The following is an 18,129-nucleotide window of genomic DNA, read 5'->3' as shown; positions in this document are numbered from 1 at the left end:
AGGAATTATCGGGGTAAATGCGCGCGGAGGAAATCAAAAACCGATACTTCATTGCAGCCGGACCGGCACAAATACCGGGCACAAAAAAGGCAGGGGCCGGTCACCCGGCCCCTGCCTTTTGCCAGCAACAACCTGGCAGATGCTATCTGATACCTGGCTGCGGTCGGCTTAGACGTGTTCGCCCAGCACCGACACCGTCACATCGACGAGCACGTCGGTGTGCAGCGAGATTTGCACCGGATGGTCGCCCACGATCTTCAGCGGACCTTCCGGCAGACGCACTTGCGCCTTTTCAACCGTGAAGCCTTGCTTGACCAGCGCGTCAGCGATGTCAGCGTTCGTCACCGAGCCGAACAGACGGCCGTCCACGCCAGCCTTCTGGCCGATCTGAACCGTCGAGCCTGCCAGCTTTTCGCCTTGAGCTTGAGCGGCAGCCAGCTTTTCAGCGGCGACCTTTTCGAGTTCAGCGCGGCGGACTTCGAATTCAGCCAGGGCTTCCTTCGTTGCGCGGCGAGCTTGCTTGTTCGGGATCAGGAAGTTACGCGCGTAACCGTCCTTGACCTTCACGATATCGCCCAGGTTACCCAGATTGACGACTTTTTCCAGAAGAATGATTTGCATTCGGATGCTCCTTATCGCGTCGTCGGGTTAGGCCTTGTGCTGGTCGGTGTACGGCACCAGCGCGAGGAAACGTGCGCGCTTGATTGCCGTATCCAGCTGGCGTTGATAATGCGACTTCGTACCCGTGAGACGCGCCGGCGTGATCTTGCCGTTTTCGCCGATGAAGTCCTTCAGCGTATCGATGTCCTTGTAGTCGATGTACTCGACGCCTGCGGCCGTGAAACGGCAGAACTTCTTGCGCTTGAAGAGCGGATTTTGTTGCTGACGACGCTTGTCGAATTTCTTACCAGTCGGGCGGGGCATGTTCAGTCCTTTCCAATGTCCTGCAATGCTGTGATGTGAAATACCAGAGTTCTTGCGTTGCGGTGTTTCTTTGCCAGGAAGCCTGTGAAGAGCGTTTCCACGCCCATCGGACAGCTTTCCAGCTTACCGCTCGCCTCGCCTGCGGCCACCGCCGGCATGGTCAGTTCGACTTGCCGGGCAATGCCGGCTTCGACAACTTCCGTACGGTGGTGCAACGTGCAGCCTGCAATCGGAACGCCGGCGGGGGTATACCGCACCGGTTCGCGTTCGACGACGCTGGCCGTGAGTTGCAGCCGGTTCATGTACCCTTTGGCGAGAACGACGCTTGGTCTGGTAGCTTAAATAGTGTGTCTTAAGCCTGCGCTTCGGACGGCTGCGTAGCGGCCGACTTCTTGGCTTCTTCGCGCTGCACTTCCTTCATCATCGGCGACGGGCCGGTTTCGGCCTTCTTCATCTTGACGATCAGGTGACGCAGAACAGCGTCGTTGAACTTGAATGCGTGCTCCAGCTCGTCGAGCGTGGTTTGGTCGCATTCGATGTTCATGCAGACGTAGTGAGCCTTCGCGAGTTTCTCGATCATGTAGGCCAGTTGGCGACGGCCCCAGTCTTCGATGCGATGGATCTGACCACCGTGCGACGTGATCGTGCTCTTGTAACGCTCGATCATGGCGGGCACTTGCTCGCTCTGATCGGGATGCACGATAAAGACGATTTCATAATGACGCATACACACTCCTTGTGGATTAAAGCCACCCGGGCGTCGGAACCGGTGTGGCAAGTGAGAAGCCAATGAGTTTAACCCGATTGGGGCCGGGTTGCAAGATATCCCGTTAATGCAGCGCGCGAATCAAGTGTGTTTTCAAGGGTTTAGGCGGTGGCGGGTGACGGTGACCCAAGGCGGCCCAAGGCGGCCGGCAAGTCCGACGCTCGCCCGCCGTCATTCTGTCGCCCTTCCAGCGTCCATCCTGGGGTCCTTTTTCCGCCTTTTCCACCCATTCAGCCGCCTTCCGTGCGCTCGCTGCCGCTTTGCAGACGCGCCTTCAATGAGGTTTCCAGGCCGCTCAACGCATCGGGCGCGGCGTCGGTTATCGCCCACCACGTCATGCCCTCCGCGTTCCAGTGGGCAATCGCATAGCCTTCGCGGGTCGGCGCCGGCGAAGCCGGCCCGTTGCCGCGCAGGCTCGCGGCCGCCGCGCCGCCCTCGGGAAACACGTACACGTCGATCACATGCTTGCGATAGCGGTACACCAGCACCGCGACCCGCTGATGCGCAATGTAGTCGAGCCGCCCGCCCTCCAGCGCGAAACCGCTCGCGGCCAGATCCTCGACCGGCGGCGAATAGTCGAGCCGGCCGTTGAACCAGGGCTTGACCGTATGCCGGTCGGTCGAAATCACATCGATGTCGTGGCCGGACAACTGTGCGCGTACATGGCTTTCGACCAGTTCGTCGGCGAACGGCGCAAACTCCGCCGGACGGCGCAGACTCATCGTGACGCCCGCCGCCACCGCACATAGGGCGACGACCAGCGCCACCAGCCAGCCTTGCGCGACAAGACGCCCCCGAGCGCCCGCCTGCGCCAGCCCGCTCAAGCCGGGTTGCGGACCGCGCTGGCTATCCAGCCAGCCGCGCAGCCTGGCTAGCCAGCGCGGTTTGCGCGGCGCCGGCTTGCGGGCCGCAGTCGCGAAGGCGGCATCGTCCGTGGCCGGCAGCGATGCGACGATCCGCTCGCGCAGCCAGTCCGGTGCGCGGTGATACGGCGCCGCGCGCAGCGACTCGCTCAACGCGCGCAGGCTTTCGCTTTCGCGCCGGCAGGCGTCGCAGCCATCGATGTGTTGCTGGACCCGTAGTGCGTCCGGTGCCGGCAGTTCACGGTCGGCGCTCGCATCGAGGAGCGGCCGCGCTTCGTTACAGTCCATCTGGCGTCTCCTGAGTGGGGCCGGCGGCGCTCGCGCCGGGGGCATTGGATGGTCGGGCGTTGGAGACCGCCCGGAGCGGTGATACGGAAGCCGTCGGTGCTGCGCGCGCGGCTGACATGGCGGCGCGTGGCGGCCCGCCCGGCTCGGTCCCGCCCTCGCCTGCGCCGCGGGCGCTGTCGTTCGGATCGGCCTGACATGCACGCGGCGCTGGCCGCGGCGCCCCGCGCGCGGACGGCGCCGACGCCGGAACGCCGGACACCGGCTGGCCGCCGCCTTGCGGCGCCGTCAGTAGCGCGGCCAGCTTGCGGCGCCCTCGTGCTAGCCGCGACATCACCGTGCCGATCGGCACGTCGGCCACCATCGCGATCTCGCGATAGCCCATCTCTTCCAGTTCGCGCAGGATCAGCACCTCGCGGTATTCGACCGGCAACTGCGCCAGCGCTTCGTGCACGAGCTTCGCGTCCTCGTCGCGGATCAGCAGCGTCTGCGGATCGGCGCCGCCGGCGCTCCAGCCTTCGAAGGTGGCGTCGTCCATGCTGTCGTCGAACTCGACGACTTCGAGCGACGACGCGCGCCGCCGCCATTCCGTGTACCAGGTGCGCCGCACGATCGCCAGCAGCCACGGCCGGGCCGTTTCGCCGCGGAAGGTGTCGAAGAAACGGAACGCGCGCATGAACGCTTCCTGCACGACGTCGTCGGCATCGTTGGAGTTGCCGCACAACCAGCGCGCAAGGTTATACGCCGCGTCGAGATGCGGTAGCGCCAGTTGCTGGAAACGGCGGCTCCTCATCGCGTCGGGGTCGGCGTCGGCATCGTCGCGCGCGCGAACGGCATGTGAATCGGTTTGGACCACCTCGGCCCTCCAGGGCATTGCGGCCTGGCGATATGACCAGGTTGGCTGACACGTGACGACTGTCTCTCACCACAAGACCGGCCGCGCTCCGAGTTTATTCCCGCCCGGCCGTTAAATCGCGAAAAAGGCATGGGATGGCGCTCGCCGATCACCGCTCACGCCTCACGTGGAGCGCCCGAGACCGCCAACGCTCCCGCTCCGCTAATAGGTCGCGCGGTTCCAGTAGTCCTTGCTGGCGTACACCTCTTTCAGGTAATCGATGAAGTAGCGCACCTTGGCCGGCACATAACGCTGCTGCGGATAGACCGCGAGAATGTCGTAATCGGGCAACGCGAACTCGTCGAGCACGGTTTCGAGTTCGCCGCGCGCCAGCTGCTGCTGGATTTCCCACGTGGAGCGCCAGCCGAGCCCGAGCCCTTCGGACACCCAGCGATGCAGCAGCTCGCCGTCGTTGCAATCGAGCGTGCCGCCCACCCGCACCGTGGCCAGCTTGCCGTTGCGTCGGAAGTACCAGCCGCGGTTCTGGCCGCCCTGCAGGTTGAACGCGAGGCAGTTGTGGTGCGGCAGGTCCTCGAGCGTTTTCGGCTTACCGTATTGGCGGAAGTATTCCGGCGTGCCGCATACCACACGGCGGTTCGACGCCAGCTTCACCGCGACGAAATTCGGATCGACCGCGCCGCCTATGCGGATCGACAGGTCGTAGCCCTCGCGCACCAGATCCACGACCCGGTCGGTCAGATTGAACGACAGCTGGAGTTCCGGCTTGTCGGCGAGAAAGGCCGGCGCGAGCGGCGCAACGTGCTTGCGCCCGAACGCGGCCGGCGCCGATACGATCAGATGGCCATTGATCGCGCGCCGCCCCGCGCTCAGTTCGTTTTCCGCCTGATCCCATTCGGTGAGCAAGCCGCGGCAGCGCTCCAGAAACGCCGCACCGTCCTCGCTGACCACGAGGCGCCGTGTCGAGCGGTACATCAGCTTGACGCCCAGGCGCTTTTCGAGCGCGTCGATGCGGCGGCCGAGAATCACCGGCGACACGCCCTCTTCGAGCGCGGCAGCGGCGAGACTGCCCGCGTCCGCGACGCGCACAAAGGTTTCGATCTGTTTGAAGCGGTCCATTTCTGTCTCCTGTGTCGACTGGAGTTAGCGCTTTAGCGCTTACTCCAGTCCCACGCAGAGCGTCGTCGACTGGAGTTGGCGCTTTAGCGCTTACTCCAGTCCCACGCAGAGCGTCGTCGACTGGAGTTGGCGCTTTAGCGCTTACTCCAGTCCCACGCAGAGCGCACACAGAGCCCACGCAGCGCGCCCGTCGTCTCCGTCAGCGCCATTCCATACTTTTTGTTTCGAAATAAGCGACCCGAACTGATCTTATCAAACCTTTAGGTGGACCTTAAAGTGCATCTAACACCCTATCTAGCCCATCCCAAGACATTCAGGAGACATTCATGGCCAAGATGAGAGCCGTCGACGCAGCCGTGCTGGTGCTCGAAAAAGAAGGCATCGACACCGCATTCGGCGTTCCGGGTGCAGCCATCAACCCGTTCTACTCGGCCATGCGCAAGGCAGGCAACATCAGCCACGTGCTGGCGCGTCACGTCGAAGGCGCTTCGCACATGGCCGAAGGCTATACGCGCGCCCGGCCGGGCAACATCGGCGTGTGTATCGGCACGTCGGGCCCCGCCGGCACCGACATGATCACCGGTTTGTACTCCGCTCAGGCCGACTCGATTCCTATTCTGGCCATCACGGGCCAGGCGCCGCGCGCGCGGCTGTACAAAGAAGACTTCCAGGCCGTCGATATCGAATCGATCGCGAAACCCGTCACCAAGTGGGCCGTCACCGTGCGCGAACCGGCGCTCGTGCCGCGCGCGTTCCAGCAGGCGTTCCACCTGATGCGTTCGGGCCGCCCGGGTCCGGTGCTGATCGACCTGCCGATCGACGTCCAGCTCGCCGAGATCGAGTTCGACATCGACACCTATGAACCGCTGCCGGTCTACAAGCCGAAAGCGACCCGCAAGCAGATCGAGGCGGCGCTCACGCTGCTCAACGATTCGGACAAGCCACTGATCGTCTCCGGTGGCGGCGTGCTCAACGCAGCCGCTGAGGACCTGCTGGTGACGTTCGCCGAAACCGTCGGCGTGCCGGTCATCCCGACGCTGATGTCGTGGGGCGCGATTCCCGACGACCATCCGCTGATGGCCGGCATGGTCGGCCTGCAAACCTCGCACCGCTACGGCAACGCGACGATGCTCGCCTCCGACTTCGTGCTCGGCATCGGCAATCGCTGGGCGAACCGTCACACGGGCAGCATCGAGGTGTACACCAAGGGCCGCAAGTTCGTGCACGTCGATATCGAGCCGACGCAGATCGGCCGCGTCTTCGGTCCGGATCTGGGCATCGTGTCGGACGCGAAAGCCGCGCTCGAACTGTTCGTCGAAGTGGCGCAGGAATGGAAGGCCGCCGGCAAGCTGAAGGACCGCAGCGCATGGGTCGAAGACTGCCAGCAACGCAAGAGCACGATGCATCGCAAGACGCACTTCGACAACGTGCCGATGAAGCCGCAGCGCGTGTACGAAGAGATGAACCAGGTGTTCGGCCGCGATACCTGCTACGTGAGCACAATCGGTTTGTCGCAGATCGCCGGCGCGCAATTCCTGCATGTTTACAAGGCACGCAACTGGATCAACTGCGGCCAGGCAGGCCCGCTCGGCTGGACGATTCCTGCAGCGCTCGGCGTGCGTGCGGCTGATCCGCAACGTCGGATCGTCGCGCTGTCGGGCGACTACGACTTCCAGTTCATGATCGAAGAGCTCGCCGCGGGCGCGCAGTTCAAGTTGCCGTACGTGCACGTGGTGGTGAACAACTCGTACCTCGGCCTGATCCGCCAGGCACAGCGGGCGTTCGACATGGACTTCTGCGTGCAGCTCGGCTTCGAGAACATCAACTCGCCGGAAACGAACGGCTACGGCGTGGATCACGTGGCGGTCGCCGAAGGTCTGGGCTGCAAGGCGATCCGCGTGTTCAAGCCGGAAGAACTCAAGCCGGCGCTGTTGAAAGCGCAATCGATGTTGTCCGAGTTCAACGTGCCGGTGATCGTCGAAGTGATTCTCGAACGCGTGACCAACATTTCGATGGGCACCGAGATCGACGCGATCAACGAGTTCGAAGAGCTGGCCGAAAAGCACGCAGACGCGCCGACCGCCATCATCAGCATGCTCGACTGAGTGTCCTGACTTCGCAGCACATGAGCGCGGTTCAGCAACGCTCAGCAACGTTCAGCAGCGCAGCGACTGAACGCCGTTGAACCGCCTCATGAAGTTATTCCACTGACCGACCAGCGAGATCTACGCACCATGCCGAAATTTGCCGCGAATCTAACCATGCTGTTCAACGAAGTGCCGTTCCTCGACCGCTTTGCCGCGGCCGCGGACGCGGGCTTCAACGCCGTCGAATTCCTGTTTCCGTATCCGTATCAGATCGCCGAATTGAGCGAGCGCCTGCAACAGAATCGCTTGAAGCTGGTGCTGCACAACCTGCCCGCGGGCAACTGGGAAGCCGGTGAACGCGGCATCGCGTGTTTGCCGGATCGCGTGGGCGAGTTTCAGGAAGGCGTCGGCCGCGCGATCGAATACGCGAAGGCGCTGAAGGTGCCGCAACTGAACTGCCTCGTCGGCATCCCGACCGCGGGCGTGGAGGCGGACAAAGCGCGCGCGACGATCGTCGACAACCTGCGCTTCGCCGCAGGCGAACTGAAGAAGGCCGGTATCAGGCTGCTGGTCGAACCGTGCAACTCGTACGACCTCCCGGGCTTCGCGCTGAACCGTTCGGGCGAAGGCCTCGACGTGATTCGTGAAGTGGGTTCGGACAATCTGTTCCTGCAATACGACATCTATCACATGCAACGGATGGAAGGCGAACTCGCGGCAACGATCAAAAAGAACCTGCCGCAGATCGCACACATCCAGCTCGCCGACAACCCGGGCCGCAACGAGCCGGGCACCGGCGAAATCAACTACCCGTTCCTGTTCGCTCTGCTCGACTCGCTCGGCTACGACGGTTACGTCGGTTGCGAATACAAGCCGCGCACCACCACGACGGCCGGCCTCGGCTGGGTGCAGAGCGTGGCCGGGCAAACCCACGGCGCAGCCCACGCCGCCGCCTGATCGAGCGCTTGGTCGACTGCGTTGTCGACCGCCTGGCCGGGCTCAGGCACACCACCCCCAACAACACTGGAGATTCAGAAGCATGGCAAAGATCGGTTTCATCGGCCTCGGCATCATGGGCGCGCACATGGCGCGCAACCTCATCAAGGGCGGTCACTCGCTGTTCGTGAACGGCGCGTATCCGGTGCCGGAAGATCTGAGCGGGACGACCAGCGTGGTCGCCAATTCAACCGCCGTCGCGCAAGCCGCCGATGTCGTCATCATCATGGTGCCGGACACGCCTGATGTCGCCAACGTGCTGTTCGCCGACGACGGCGTCGCCGCCGGTCTCACGAAGGGCAAGCTGGTGATCGACATGAGTTCGATCTCGCCGCTCGACACGCAGGCGTTCGCGAAGAAGATCAACGCGCTCGGCGTCGACTACCTCGACGCGCCGGTATCCGGCGGTGAAGTCGGCGCGCGTGAAGCGTCGCTCACGATCATGGTCGGCGGTCCGGAAAAAGCCTTCGCGCAGGCCTTGCCGCTGTTCGAGTTGATGGGCAGGAACATCTCGCTGATCGGCGACAACGGGGCGGGTCAAACGTGCAAGGTCGCGAACCAGATCATCGTCGCGCTGAACATCGAAGCGGTCGCGGAAGCGCTGCTGTTCGCATCGCGTTCGGGCGCCGATCCGGAACGCGTACGCAAGGCATTGATGGGCGGCTTCGCTTCGTCGCGGATTCTCGAAGTGCACGGCGAACGCATGACCAAACGCACCTTCAACCCGGGCTTTCGCATCGAACTGCACCAGAAGGATCTGAACCTCGCGCTCGACGGCGCGCGCAAGCTGGGCATCGCCCTGCCGCATACGGCGAGCGCGCAGCAACTGTTCAGCGTGTGCGCCGCGAACGGCGGCAAGGCATGGGATCACTCGGCGATGGTGCGCGCACTCGAAATCATGGCGAACTACGAAGTCGCGCAAGCGCCGGACAGCGAAGCGAAGGCTGCTTGACGCGCGTTGCTGCAAAGGCCGGTTGCACGGGTCGCACAGGTGACCCACCGTATCGGAGCGAAATCGGAGCAAATCGCGACAGGTCAATCGGGGAGTGTGCAGCGAGCGTCATACGCAGCACATAAAGACAATAAGCAGTGACACAGGTTGCCGTGATCGTTGCATCGTCATCGTCACGGCGAGTGCAGGTGGGGCGCCCGGTCAGTCGTGCGGCATGCGCGGCGGATCGGGCAAATCGTGCCGCTCTGGGCTGAGAGCGGCAAGTGGGGTCCGCAGCGGCACCCGGCGGCGCCGGGGAAGCCTTGGTCGGTCAGACGTCGTCGTCGGGTGTCCGGCTGTCGGATTTCATGTACAGGTTCATTGACAGGCCTCATTGACAGGCCTCATTTACAGGCCTCATTTACAGGCCTCATTTACAGGCCTCATTTACAGGCATTTCCCGCCAATTTCTCCCAGCGGCTCTTTCATGCACGTCGTCTTCTTGCACCGACCCGCCCTCTTCGCAACTAGGTCAGGCGCCGGCGATTGCGCCGGTTCAATAGTCTGCGGATTCAACAGCCGTACGCGGAAACGAAAACGCGGCGCTCAGGGCAGATGCCTCGAGCGCCGCGCTTTCATTGGGCCGTCATTCGCTTGACGTCCTACGCGCGAGCTGGTCAGCGCCGCGTCAGTACGTATCGAACACCTTCTGCAATGCCACCGCCCCCGTGCCGCCCGCGGCCAGCGCCAGCATCAGCAGCACGCGCGCCTTGTAGGGATTCAGCGACCCCGCGCTGACGAAACCCAGCGCATCGTCCGCGGCTGCGCCGTTGCGCATCACATGGCCCGAGCCGACACGCGACGATCGCACCACCGCGACGCCTTGCGAAACCGCATCGGCCAAAGCCTGCTGCATCGACGCGTGAATCGAGCCGTTGCCCGTGCCCGCCACCACGATGCCACGCACGCCGGCGGCGACCAGCGCATCCACGGTGATCCGCGATACACCCGCATAGCTCGCGACGATTTCCACATGCGGCCACTTCGCGCCGATCACGAATTCGGTCGCGACCGTGTGCGGGCGCACCACGCTGCGCTGGAATTCGACACGGCCGTCCTGCACCCAGCCAAGCGCGCCGATCTCCGGCGAATGGAACGCATCGACGGCGTAAGTGCTCGTCTTGACCACGTCGCGTGCGCTGTGAATCCTGTTGTTGAATGCGACCAGCACGCCCCGCCCGCGCGACGCCTCATGCGCGGCGACCGTCACCGCGTTGAGCAGATTCAGCGGGCCGTCGGCGGAGAGCGCCGATGCCGGGCGCATCGCCGCGGTCAGCACGACCGGCTTGGCGGATTTGATCGTCAGGTGCAGCAGATAGGCGGTTTCTTCGAGCGTGTCGGTGCCGTGCGTCACCACCACGCCGTCGATGTCGTCGGACGCCAGCAGTGCGTTGATGCGTTGCGCGAGCGTGGTCCATAGCGGCATCGCCATGTCTTTGCTGTCGACGCTGGCAATCTGCTCGGGTTGAATGCGCGCCACGCCGGACAAGGCCGGCACCGCGCCCAGCAGTTGATCGACGCCGACCACGCCGGCCTGATAGCCGGACGTATTGGTGGCGTCCGCGGCCGCCCCGGCAATCGTGCCGCCGGTCGCCAGCACGGCGATACGACGCAACAGCGGCAACGGCGGCGGTGTCTTGCCTTCGGAAGGCGTCGCGGAAGAGGAAGTCGAAGTATTCATGGCGGCGATTGTAAGCGATGCGCCGCCCGCCGCAATGCGTTTAAAAACGCATTGCCGTTCGTTTTATGCTCGTTTAAACCGCATCTAGGCCGCGCGCCCAATCTCGCCCTTAAGCACGAACTTAAGCACGCACCTGAGCACCTACTTAAGCCACGTCAACGCGGGCCGCGACGGCCCGCTCCCGTCAAACCGCTTCGCGCAACTGCGCGGCGATTTCCGCTTCGCTCAACTGCGGCGCGAACATCTCGATCAGCCGGTACGCATACGCGCGCAAGAACGCGCCCTTGCGCAAACCGACCCGCGTCGTGCTCGCTTCGAACAGATGCTGGGTATCCAGCGCGACCAGTTCCGTGTCGCGTTTCGGATCGTAGGCCATCGCCGCGACCACGCCGATGCCCATGCCGAGTTCGACATAGGTCTTGATCACGTCCGCGTCGATCGCGGTCAGCACCACGTCCGGCAATGCCCCCGCTTTCGCGAACGCCTGGTCGATGTGCGAGCGGCCCGTGAAATCCTGGTCGTAGGTGACGATCGGGAATTCGGCGATCTCGTCGAGCGTCAGATTCGGCCGGCCCACCAGCGGATGGTCCTTCGGCACGACCACGACGTGATGCCACGAATAGCACGGGAACGTGACGATATCCGGGAAGCGGTCGAGCGCTTCGGTCGAAATGCCGATGTCCGCTTCGCCATTGATGATCATCTGCGCGATCTGCTGCGGGCTGCCCTGGCGCAGCGCCAGGTGCACCTTCGGGAACACCTCGGTGAACTGGCGAATCACCTTCGGCAGCGCGTAACGCGCCTGGGTGTGAGTCGTCGCCACGACCAGGTGGCCGCTGTCCTGGTCGGCAAACTGGCGCGCGACGCGGCGCAGATTTTCCGCGTCGAGCAGCATCCGCTCGATCAGCTGATGCACCGCTTTGCCCGGCTCGGTGAGGCCGGTCAGACGCTTGCCGCGCCGGATGAAAATGTCGACGCCGAGTTCGTCTTCGAGATCCTTGATCTGTTTCGATACGCCCGATTGCGACGTGTACAGCACGTTCGCCACCTCAGTCAGATTCATGTTCTGACGCACGGCCTCGCGCACAAAGCGCAATTGCTGGAAGTTCATCTTTATCTCTCCGGTTCAGCCAGAGTCAGGTTGTTCGAATGGGTTTCGTCAAGACGAGGCCGCTCATTGCGCAGGGAAAACGCGCAACGCACGCGGCACCGCGGTGACGCCGTCGCCGACCGCCAGTTGCAGATCGCGCCACGCCTCGCGATCGAGTTCCGCTTCGAGCAGATTGCCCTCGCGCCCGGCGAGTTCGACGCGCACCGAGCCGCCGAGCGTCACCACACGCCGCACATCGACGACGATGCCTTCGCGATGGCCAGCTGCCTGCGAATACAACTGCAGATCGTGCGGACGCACATAGGCGAACGCCGGCCCGCTGAAGTCGGCCTTGATCGCAACCGGCAGCGCCGCGCCATCGACCACGAAGCCGCTCGAATCGACGTTGCCGTGCAGCCGGTTCGCCGCGCCGAGAAACTCGTAGACGAACGAGGTCTGCGGATGGTCGTACACGTCTTGCGGACTGCCGACCTGCTCCACATGCCCGCGATTGAGCACGACGATCCGGTCGGCCACTTCGAGTGCTTCTTCCTGATCGTGCGTGACGAAAATCGTCGAGATATGCAGATCGTCGTGCAGCCGCCTCAGCCAGCTGCGCAACTCCTTGCGCACCTTCGCATCCAGCGCGCCGAACGGTTCGTCGAGCAGCAGCACCTTCGGTTCGACGGCCAACGCGCGAGCCAAAGCGATCCGCTGCCGCTGACCGCCCGACAGTTCCGACGGATAGCGTTGCGCGAGCCAGTCGAGTTGCACGAGCTTCAGCAGTTCATGCACCTTCTCGCGTATCACCGCTTCCGACGGCCGTTGCTTGCGCGGTTTCACGCGCAGGCCGAACGCGACATTCTCGAACACCGTCATATGACGGAACAGCGCGTAATGCTGGAACACAAAGCCGACTTCGCGTTCGCGCGCCCCGACCGTCGCAACGTCCTGGCCTTGCAGCACGACCTGGCCGCCGTCCGCATATTCGAGTCCGGCGATCACGCGCAGCAACGTCGTCTTGCCACAGCCCGACGGCCCGAGCAGCGCAACCAGTTCGCCCGGCGGAAAATCGAGCGAAACGTTATCGAGCGCGACGAAATCGCCGAAGCGCTTTTGCAGGTTACGAACGGTGATACCCATTACAGCTCTCCTTGCTTGACCGGGTGCCGATGCGCCGCCTGCGCCGCTTTCACGGACGGCACCGACGACGACGGCTGCGTGACGGGACCTGCGTACGCGGGCACAGCGCGGGCGTCCGACAGTTCCGCCGACAGATGGCGTTCGGCGAGCAGCTTCAGGCCGAGCGTCACGAGTGCGAGCAAGGCCAGCACCGACGCCACGGCGAACGCCGCCGAGAAGTTGTATTCGTTGTAGAGAATTTCGACGTGCAGCGGCATCGTGTCGGTTTGTCCGCGAATGTGGCCGGACACCACCGACACCGCGCCGAACTCGCCCATCGCCCGCGCATTGCACAGAATCACGCCGTACAGCAGGCCCCATTTGACGTTCGGCAAGGTGACGCGCCGGAAGATCTGCCAGCCCGACGCGCCGAGCACGTGCGCGGCTTCTTCTTCGTCGTTGCCTTGCGCCTGCATCAGCGGAATCAGCTCGCGCGCGACGAACGGGAACGTGACGAAGATCGTCGCCAGCACGATGCCGGGCACCGCGAAAATGATCTGCACGTTGTGCGCTTGCAGCCACGGCCCGAACCAGCCTTGCGCGCCGAACATCAGCACGTAGATCAAACCGGAGATCACCGGCGAGACCGAGAACGGCAGATCGATCAGCGTGGTCAGGAGCGCCTTGCCGCGGAATTCGAACCTGGCGATACACCATGACGCGGCAAGACCGAACACGAGGTTCAGCGGCACGGCAATCGCGGCGGTCATCACCGTCAGTTTGATGGCCGACAGCGCATCCGGATCCGCAAGCGATTCCAGATAGAAACCCACGCCTTTGTTCAATGCCTGATAGAACACGGCAACCAGCGGTACGACCAGAAACAGCGCGAGAAACAGCAACGCGACGCCGGTCAGAATCCAGCGCACGACGGGCGGCTCGGTGACCGGATCAGGCCGGCGCGCCACATCGAGCGGTGCGCGCGGCGCGGCGGCAAGCGCGGCGGTATCTACAGTATCGCGGCTCATTGCACACCTGCGCCAATTGCCGCAACGCTCGCGGCCGCGGGCGCCGGGCCCGTTGCGCCGCGGCTCGTGCGCCGCTGCAGATACCACTGCAAGGTATTGATGAACAACAGCATCAGGAACGACACGATCAGCATCACCACCGCCAATGCGGTGGCGCCCGCGTAGTCGTATTGTTCGAGCTTGGTGATGATCAGCAGCGAGGTGATTTCCGATTTCATCGGCACGTTGCCGGCGATGAAGATCACCGAGCCGTACTCGCCGAGCGCCCGCGCGAACGCCAGCGCGAAGCCGGTCAGCAGCGCCGGAAACACCGCCGGCAGCACGACACGCCGGAACGTCAGCCAGCGCGACGCGCCGAGGCACGCGGCCGCTTCTTCCTGCTCGCGCTCGAACTCTTCGAGCACCGGCTGCACGGTCCGCACGACGAACGGCAAACCGATGAAGGTCAACGCGATCAGCACGCCAGCCGGCGTAAACGCGACCTTGATGCCGAGCGGCTCGAGGAACTGTCCGATCCAGCCGTTGCCAGCATAGACCGCTGCAAGCGAAATGCCGGCCACCGACGTCGGCAGCGCGAACGGCAGATCGACCACCGCATCGACGAGCCGCTTGAACGGGAACGTGTAGCGCACCAGCACCCATGCCGCGAGGAAGCCGAACAGCGCGTTGATCAGCGCGCCGCCGAGCGCCGAGAAAAAGGTCAGCCGGTACGACGCGAGCACGCGTGGCGAGCTCACCGCGCGCACGAACTGGCTCCAGTCGAGCGTGGCGGTTTTCAGAAAAGTTGCCGCAAGCGGAATCAGCACCACGAGGCTCAGATACGCCACCGTGATGCCGAGTGTCAGGCCGAAACCGGGCAAGGCGCTCGGTTTCCGGAAGGTCAACGTGGTCATGCTGGATACTCTTTCAGGGTTGATGCTTGCCGTGCTTTGGTGGTCGTCCGGCTAGCCAGAAGCGCGCCCACTGGGCGCGCTTGCTGACCAGGTGTTGCCGCCGCCCTCGCCGCCTGTGCGGCTTCAGGCATTGGCAGTCTTACTGCGGCTGGTAGATCGAATCGAATACGCCGCCGTCGGCAAAGTGGGTCTTCTGCGCATTCGCCCAGCCGCCGAACGAATCGTCCACCGTGTACAGCTTCAGCTTCGGAAACTTCGCGGTCAGCTCGGCCGGCACCTTGTTCGAACGCGGACGGTAGAAGTTCTTCGCTGCGATTTCCTGGCCTTGCTCGCTATACAGGAAGTTCAGATACGCTTCGGCCAGCTTGCGCGTGCCGTGCCTGTCGACCACCTTGTCCACCACGGCAACCGGCGGCTCGGCCAGAATGCTCACCGACGGCACGACGATCTCAAACTTGTCCGGACCGAATTCCTTCAGCGACAGGAACGCTTCGTTTTCCCAGGCGATCAGCACGTCGCCGATGCCGCGCTGCACGAAGCTGGTCGTTGCGCCGCGCGCCCCCGAATCCAGCACGCCGGCATTCTTGTAGAGCTTGCCGACGAATTCCTTCGCCTTCTGGTCGTTGCCGCCCGGCTGATGTTCGGCGTAAGCCCATGCGGCCAGATAGTTCCAGCGCGCGCCGCCGGAGGTCTTCGGATTCGGCGTGACGATCGACACGCCTGGCCTCGTCAGATCGTCCCAATCCTTGATGTGCTTCGGATTGCCCTTGCGCACGAGGAACACGATCGTTGACGTGTACGGCGACGCGTTATCCGGCAAACGCTTTTGCCAGCCTTTGTCCAGCAAACCCTTGTTAGCCAGCGCGTCGATGTCGTAGGCGAGCGCCAGCGTCACGACATCCGCCTGCAGACCGTCGAGCACCGAGCGCGCCTGAGCGCCCGAACCGCCGTGCGACTGCTTGAAGGTGATCGATTCGCCTGTCCTCGCCTTCCATTCCTTGCCGAATGCCTGATTGACGTCCTGGTACAGTTCGCGCGTCGGGTCGTACGACACGTTCAGCAGCGTCGTGTCGGCAGCGTGCGCCTGCGCCATCGCGCCGACAGCGGTCGCCGCGCCGAACGCGAGCGCCGCGATGAGTTTTCTGGTCTTGCCTGCCAGCCCCGTGCCCTGTTGGTTCATCCAGCTTCTCCGCGTTGTGGTTGCCGTTACGGCGTCTTGTTTTTGCGTCTGCAGCGCGTCAACTCGGAGGCCAGTCTATCGAAGGGCTTTCATCATTAAAAATAATGTTTCTTCATTCTTTAATACGTAAAAGTGGTAATGACAGCTGGATAAGGCGTTGCGACACGAAAACGGTTGTTAAAGCATCCTTTTGCGGCGCCGGAGCGCCACCCCGGACGACGAACTTGAAGTAAAGCTTGAATTGCGCCGAATACTGTATAAAAATACAGTCACCTGTTCATACATACAGTGGCGCCATGACCAAACTCACCGCACGACAGCAGCAGGTTTTCGATCTGATCCGCCGGGCTATCGAACGCACCGGCTTTCCGCCCACCCGCGCGGAGATCGCCGCCGAACTAGGTTTCAGCTCGGCCAATTCGGCCGAAGAACATCTGCGGGCGCTGGCCCGCAAGGGTGTGATCGAACTCGCGGCAGGTGCGTCGCGCGGCATTCGTCTGCTGGCGGGTCCCGAAGATTCGCCACACCAGTTCACGCTGCCGCACCCCAGCATCATGCAACTGTCGCTGCCGCTGATCGGTCGCGTCGCGGCCGGCAGCCCGATCCTCGCGCAGGAACATATCTCGCAGCACTATGCGTGCGACCCGGCGCTGTTCTCGAGCAAACCGGACTACCTGCTGAAGGTTCGCGGGTTATCGATGCGCGACGCCGGCATCTTCGACGGCGACCTGCTCGCGGTGCAAAAGAAAAGCGAAGCGAAAGACGGCCAGATCATCATCGCGCGGCTTGGCGACGACGTCACGGTCAAGCGCCTGAAGCGCCGGCCGAACGGCATCGAGTTGATCGCCGAAAACCCCGATTACGAAAACATCTTCGTTCAGAACGGCAGTGCGGATTTCGCGCTGGAAGGCATCGCTGTTGGGCTGATCCGCCCGGGCGAATTCTGAGCGCCCGCTTCTACCCACGCTTGCCCGACGCCTAACGCGCCGCTGCCTCTACGTTGAATCGCCTGGAGAGACCCATGGAACGCCTTGCCCGCCTGCTGCCTTTTCGCCAGTTCGGTCGTCTGCGCCATCTGCGCAAGCTGGTGCCCTGTTCGCTGATCGAGGCGTCCACGGCCAGCACTCCATCACTGTTCGACGAACCCGCATCGCGGGTGTCGAGCTTGCCGTCGTCGTTGCCGGCTTTCGCTCGAGTGTCGTTGAATTCAGGGCTGAATACGGCAGAGCCGGCGCGACGGGCACCGGTTCGCGTCTATCACGGGCAGTCGCGGCTGATCATGGTCGGCACGGTAGACGCCGTATGCCGGATGATCGACCGCTGCATCGCCGACGAGGCCAACGTGCACGGGGCGGTGTTCGAGTAATCCGGTATGGGGCGTGCGCGTTGTTGCACCGGCGTTGCTCTGGCGTTGCCCTGGCGTCGCACTGCTGTTGCCCGTGTCATTGCCTTGGTGCTGCCTTGCGCGCCTCTCCAGATCGCTTCAGCTATTGCATCGCATGGGATCGTTTTCGCGTGGCCGCGGTCAACGTTAGACCACCCTTGATAAAGAGCTCCACTCAATGGCAGTTTCGACACGCACCAAAGGCGGCGCCGCACGGTCGCTGATCGTTGTTCTGATTGTGATTGCGGTGGTGGCCGCGCTGGGATTCGGCTATGCGTCGCCATATATTGCGCTGAACAATCTGAAACGCGCGGCAGACGCGCGCGATGCGGAGACCGTCAATCAGTATGTCGACTTCCCCGCGTTGCGCGAGAGCCTGAAGCAACAGGTCACCGGCTTGCTGACACACCGGCTCGACTCACATGGCAACGGCAATCCGCTTGCCGCCATTGGCGCGATGATCGGCGTTGCGCTGATCGGACCGCTAGTCGATGCGTATGCGACGCCGGACGGCGTGGCCGCATTGCTGAACGGCATGCCGCCGCGTGGCGAACCGGGCGAGCGGCCGCCCGCGCCACCTGCCGATGGCAAAACGGCTAACAACGCAGGTAACAACGCGGCTAACAATTCGGCCAAAAACGCGGCCAATAACGCGGCTAACACCACAGCGCGCAGCGCACCTGACAACGCGGGCAACAGCGCCACGCCGCCGCAGCCGCCGCAAACCACGGCGGGCTATCGCAGCCTCAACGAATTCGTCATCAGGTATCAGCACGGCGCGGGCGACGCGCGTTACACGGCGATCTTTCGGCGCGAAGGTTTGTTCACATGGAAGTTCGCCGCGGTCGACCTGAACGACTGATCGTC

Annotated in this window: 19 protein-coding genes; 6 read left to right on the top strand and 13 right to left on the bottom strand. The window is 63.5% G+C overall.

The genetic code is table 11. From position 1 onward, the window contains the following. Nucleotides 1-168 precede the first annotated feature (168 nt). The 7 genes from rplI to DLM46_RS05735 form a co-directional block, all read right to left on the bottom strand. Entirely contained in the window at nt 169-621 is a 453-nt protein-coding gene (rplI, locus tag DLM46_RS05765; RefSeq protein ID WP_115099805.1) for a 50S ribosomal protein L9, read from the bottom strand. Nucleotides 622-648: 27 nt separating this feature from the next. Beyond that, complete coding sequence (gene rpsR, locus DLM46_RS05760) at nt 649-924, bottom strand: 30S ribosomal protein S18 (RefSeq protein WP_115099804.1); 276 nt, start codon at nt 922-924, stop codon at nt 649-651. Nucleotides 925-926: 2 nt separating this feature from the next. Then, a complete protein-coding gene (priB, locus tag DLM46_RS05755) occupies nt 927-1,226 on the bottom strand; it encodes a primosomal replication protein N (protein ID WP_115099803.1) in 300 nt (99 codons plus the stop codon). Between the two features lie 50 nt (nt 1,227-1,276). Next, nucleotides 1,277-1,651, bottom strand: coding sequence for a 30S ribosomal protein S6 (gene rpsF, locus DLM46_RS05750; protein ID WP_006048823.1), 375 nt, complete (start codon nt 1,649-1,651; stop codon nt 1,277-1,279). 269 nt (nt 1,652-1,920) lie between these two features. Continuing rightward, nucleotides 1,921-2,841 (bottom strand): anti-sigma factor family protein, encoded by a 921-nt coding sequence (locus tag DLM46_RS05745; protein WP_115099802.1) that lies wholly within the window; start codon nt 2,839-2,841, stop codon nt 1,921-1,923. Continuing rightward, on the bottom strand, nt 2,831-3,694 hold the full coding sequence (locus DLM46_RS05740) for an RNA polymerase sigma factor (protein WP_115099801.1): 864 nt from the start codon (nt 3,692-3,694) through the stop codon (nt 2,831-2,833). The genes DLM46_RS05745 and DLM46_RS05740 overlap by 11 nt, the downstream gene beginning before the upstream one ends. A gap of 201 nt (nt 3,695-3,895) precedes the next feature. After that, a complete protein-coding gene (locus tag DLM46_RS05735; RefSeq protein WP_115099800.1) occupies nt 3,896-4,810 on the bottom strand; it encodes a LysR family transcriptional regulator in 915 nt (304 codons plus the stop codon). A 326-nt stretch (nt 4,811-5,136) separates the two neighbouring features. Between DLM46_RS05735 and gcl the strand changes: the two genes are divergently transcribed. From gcl to DLM46_RS05720, 3 genes are all read left to right on the top strand, one after another. Beyond that, entirely contained in the window at nt 5,137-6,915 is a 1,779-nt protein-coding gene (gene gcl / locus DLM46_RS05730) for a glyoxylate carboligase (protein ID WP_115099799.1), read from the top strand. 129 nt (nt 6,916-7,044) lie between these two features. Then, the gene (hyi, locus tag DLM46_RS05725) at nt 7,045-7,854 is read left to right on the top strand and encodes a hydroxypyruvate isomerase (RefSeq protein WP_115099798.1); all 810 of its coding nucleotides are present in this window, start codon (nt 7,045-7,047) and stop codon (nt 7,852-7,854) included. Nucleotides 7,855-7,936: 82 nt separating this feature from the next. Next, on the top strand, nt 7,937-8,845 hold the full coding sequence (locus DLM46_RS05720; protein ID WP_115099797.1) for a 2-hydroxy-3-oxopropionate reductase: 909 nt from the start codon (nt 7,937-7,939) through the stop codon (nt 8,843-8,845). A 667-nt stretch (nt 8,846-9,512) separates the two neighbouring features. Here DLM46_RS05720 and DLM46_RS05715 read toward each other — a convergent pair. The 6 genes from DLM46_RS05715 to DLM46_RS05690 all read right to left on the bottom strand — a co-directional run bounded on the left by DLM46_RS05715 (nt 9,513) and on the right by DLM46_RS05690 (nt 15,878). Further along, on the bottom strand, nt 9,513-10,565 hold the full coding sequence (locus DLM46_RS05715; RefSeq protein ID WP_115099796.1) for an asparaginase: 1,053 nt from the start codon (nt 10,563-10,565) through the stop codon (nt 9,513-9,515). 184 nt (nt 10,566-10,749) lie between these two features. Continuing rightward, nucleotides 10,750-11,676, bottom strand: a complete 927-nt coding sequence (locus tag DLM46_RS05710; RefSeq protein ID WP_115099795.1) for a CysB family HTH-type transcriptional regulator — start codon at nt 11,674-11,676, stop codon at nt 10,750-10,752. A 63-nt stretch (nt 11,677-11,739) separates the two neighbouring features. After that, the gene (locus DLM46_RS05705) at nt 11,740-12,798 is read right to left on the bottom strand and encodes a sulfate/molybdate ABC transporter ATP-binding protein (RefSeq protein WP_115099794.1); all 1,059 of its coding nucleotides are present in this window, start codon (nt 12,796-12,798) and stop codon (nt 11,740-11,742) included. After that, entirely contained in the window at nt 12,798-13,805 is a 1,008-nt protein-coding gene (gene cysW / locus DLM46_RS05700; protein ID WP_115099793.1) for a sulfate ABC transporter permease subunit CysW, read from the bottom strand. The genes DLM46_RS05705 and cysW overlap by 1 nt, the downstream gene beginning before the upstream one ends. Beyond that, complete coding sequence (gene cysT / locus DLM46_RS05695; RefSeq protein WP_115099792.1) at nt 13,802-14,698, bottom strand: sulfate ABC transporter permease subunit CysT; 897 nt, start codon at nt 14,696-14,698, stop codon at nt 13,802-13,804. The genes cysW and cysT overlap by 4 nt, the downstream gene beginning before the upstream one ends. 139 nt (nt 14,699-14,837) lie before the next feature. Continuing rightward, complete coding sequence (locus tag DLM46_RS05690) at nt 14,838-15,878, bottom strand: sulfate ABC transporter substrate-binding protein (RefSeq protein WP_115099791.1); 1,041 nt, start codon at nt 15,876-15,878, stop codon at nt 14,838-14,840. Between the two features lie 296 nt (nt 15,879-16,174). Here DLM46_RS05690 and lexA point away from each other — a divergent pair, with 296 nt between their 5' ends. From lexA to DLM46_RS05670, 3 genes are all read left to right on the top strand, one after another. Continuing rightward, entirely contained in the window at nt 16,175-16,825 is a 651-nt protein-coding gene (lexA, locus tag DLM46_RS05685) for a transcriptional repressor LexA (protein WP_115099790.1), read from the top strand. Nucleotides 16,826-16,899: 74 nt separating this feature from the next. After that, entirely contained in the window at nt 16,900-17,244 is a 345-nt protein-coding gene (locus DLM46_RS39300; RefSeq protein ID WP_165847913.1) for a hypothetical protein, read from the top strand. Between the two features lie 196 nt (nt 17,245-17,440). Next, on the top strand, nt 17,441-18,124 hold the full coding sequence (locus DLM46_RS05670) for a DUF2939 domain-containing protein (protein ID WP_115099787.1): 684 nt from the start codon (nt 17,441-17,443) through the stop codon (nt 18,122-18,124). Nucleotides 18,125-18,129: the final 5 nt, after the last annotated feature.

It is taken from the genome of Paraburkholderia lacunae, assembly GCF_003353175.1.
Taxonomy (GTDB): domain Bacteria; phylum Pseudomonadota; class Gammaproteobacteria; order Burkholderiales; family Burkholderiaceae; genus Paraburkholderia; species Paraburkholderia lacunae.
Note: the sequence above shows the minus strand (reverse complement) of the source record. Positions and strands in the feature narration are given on the sequence as shown.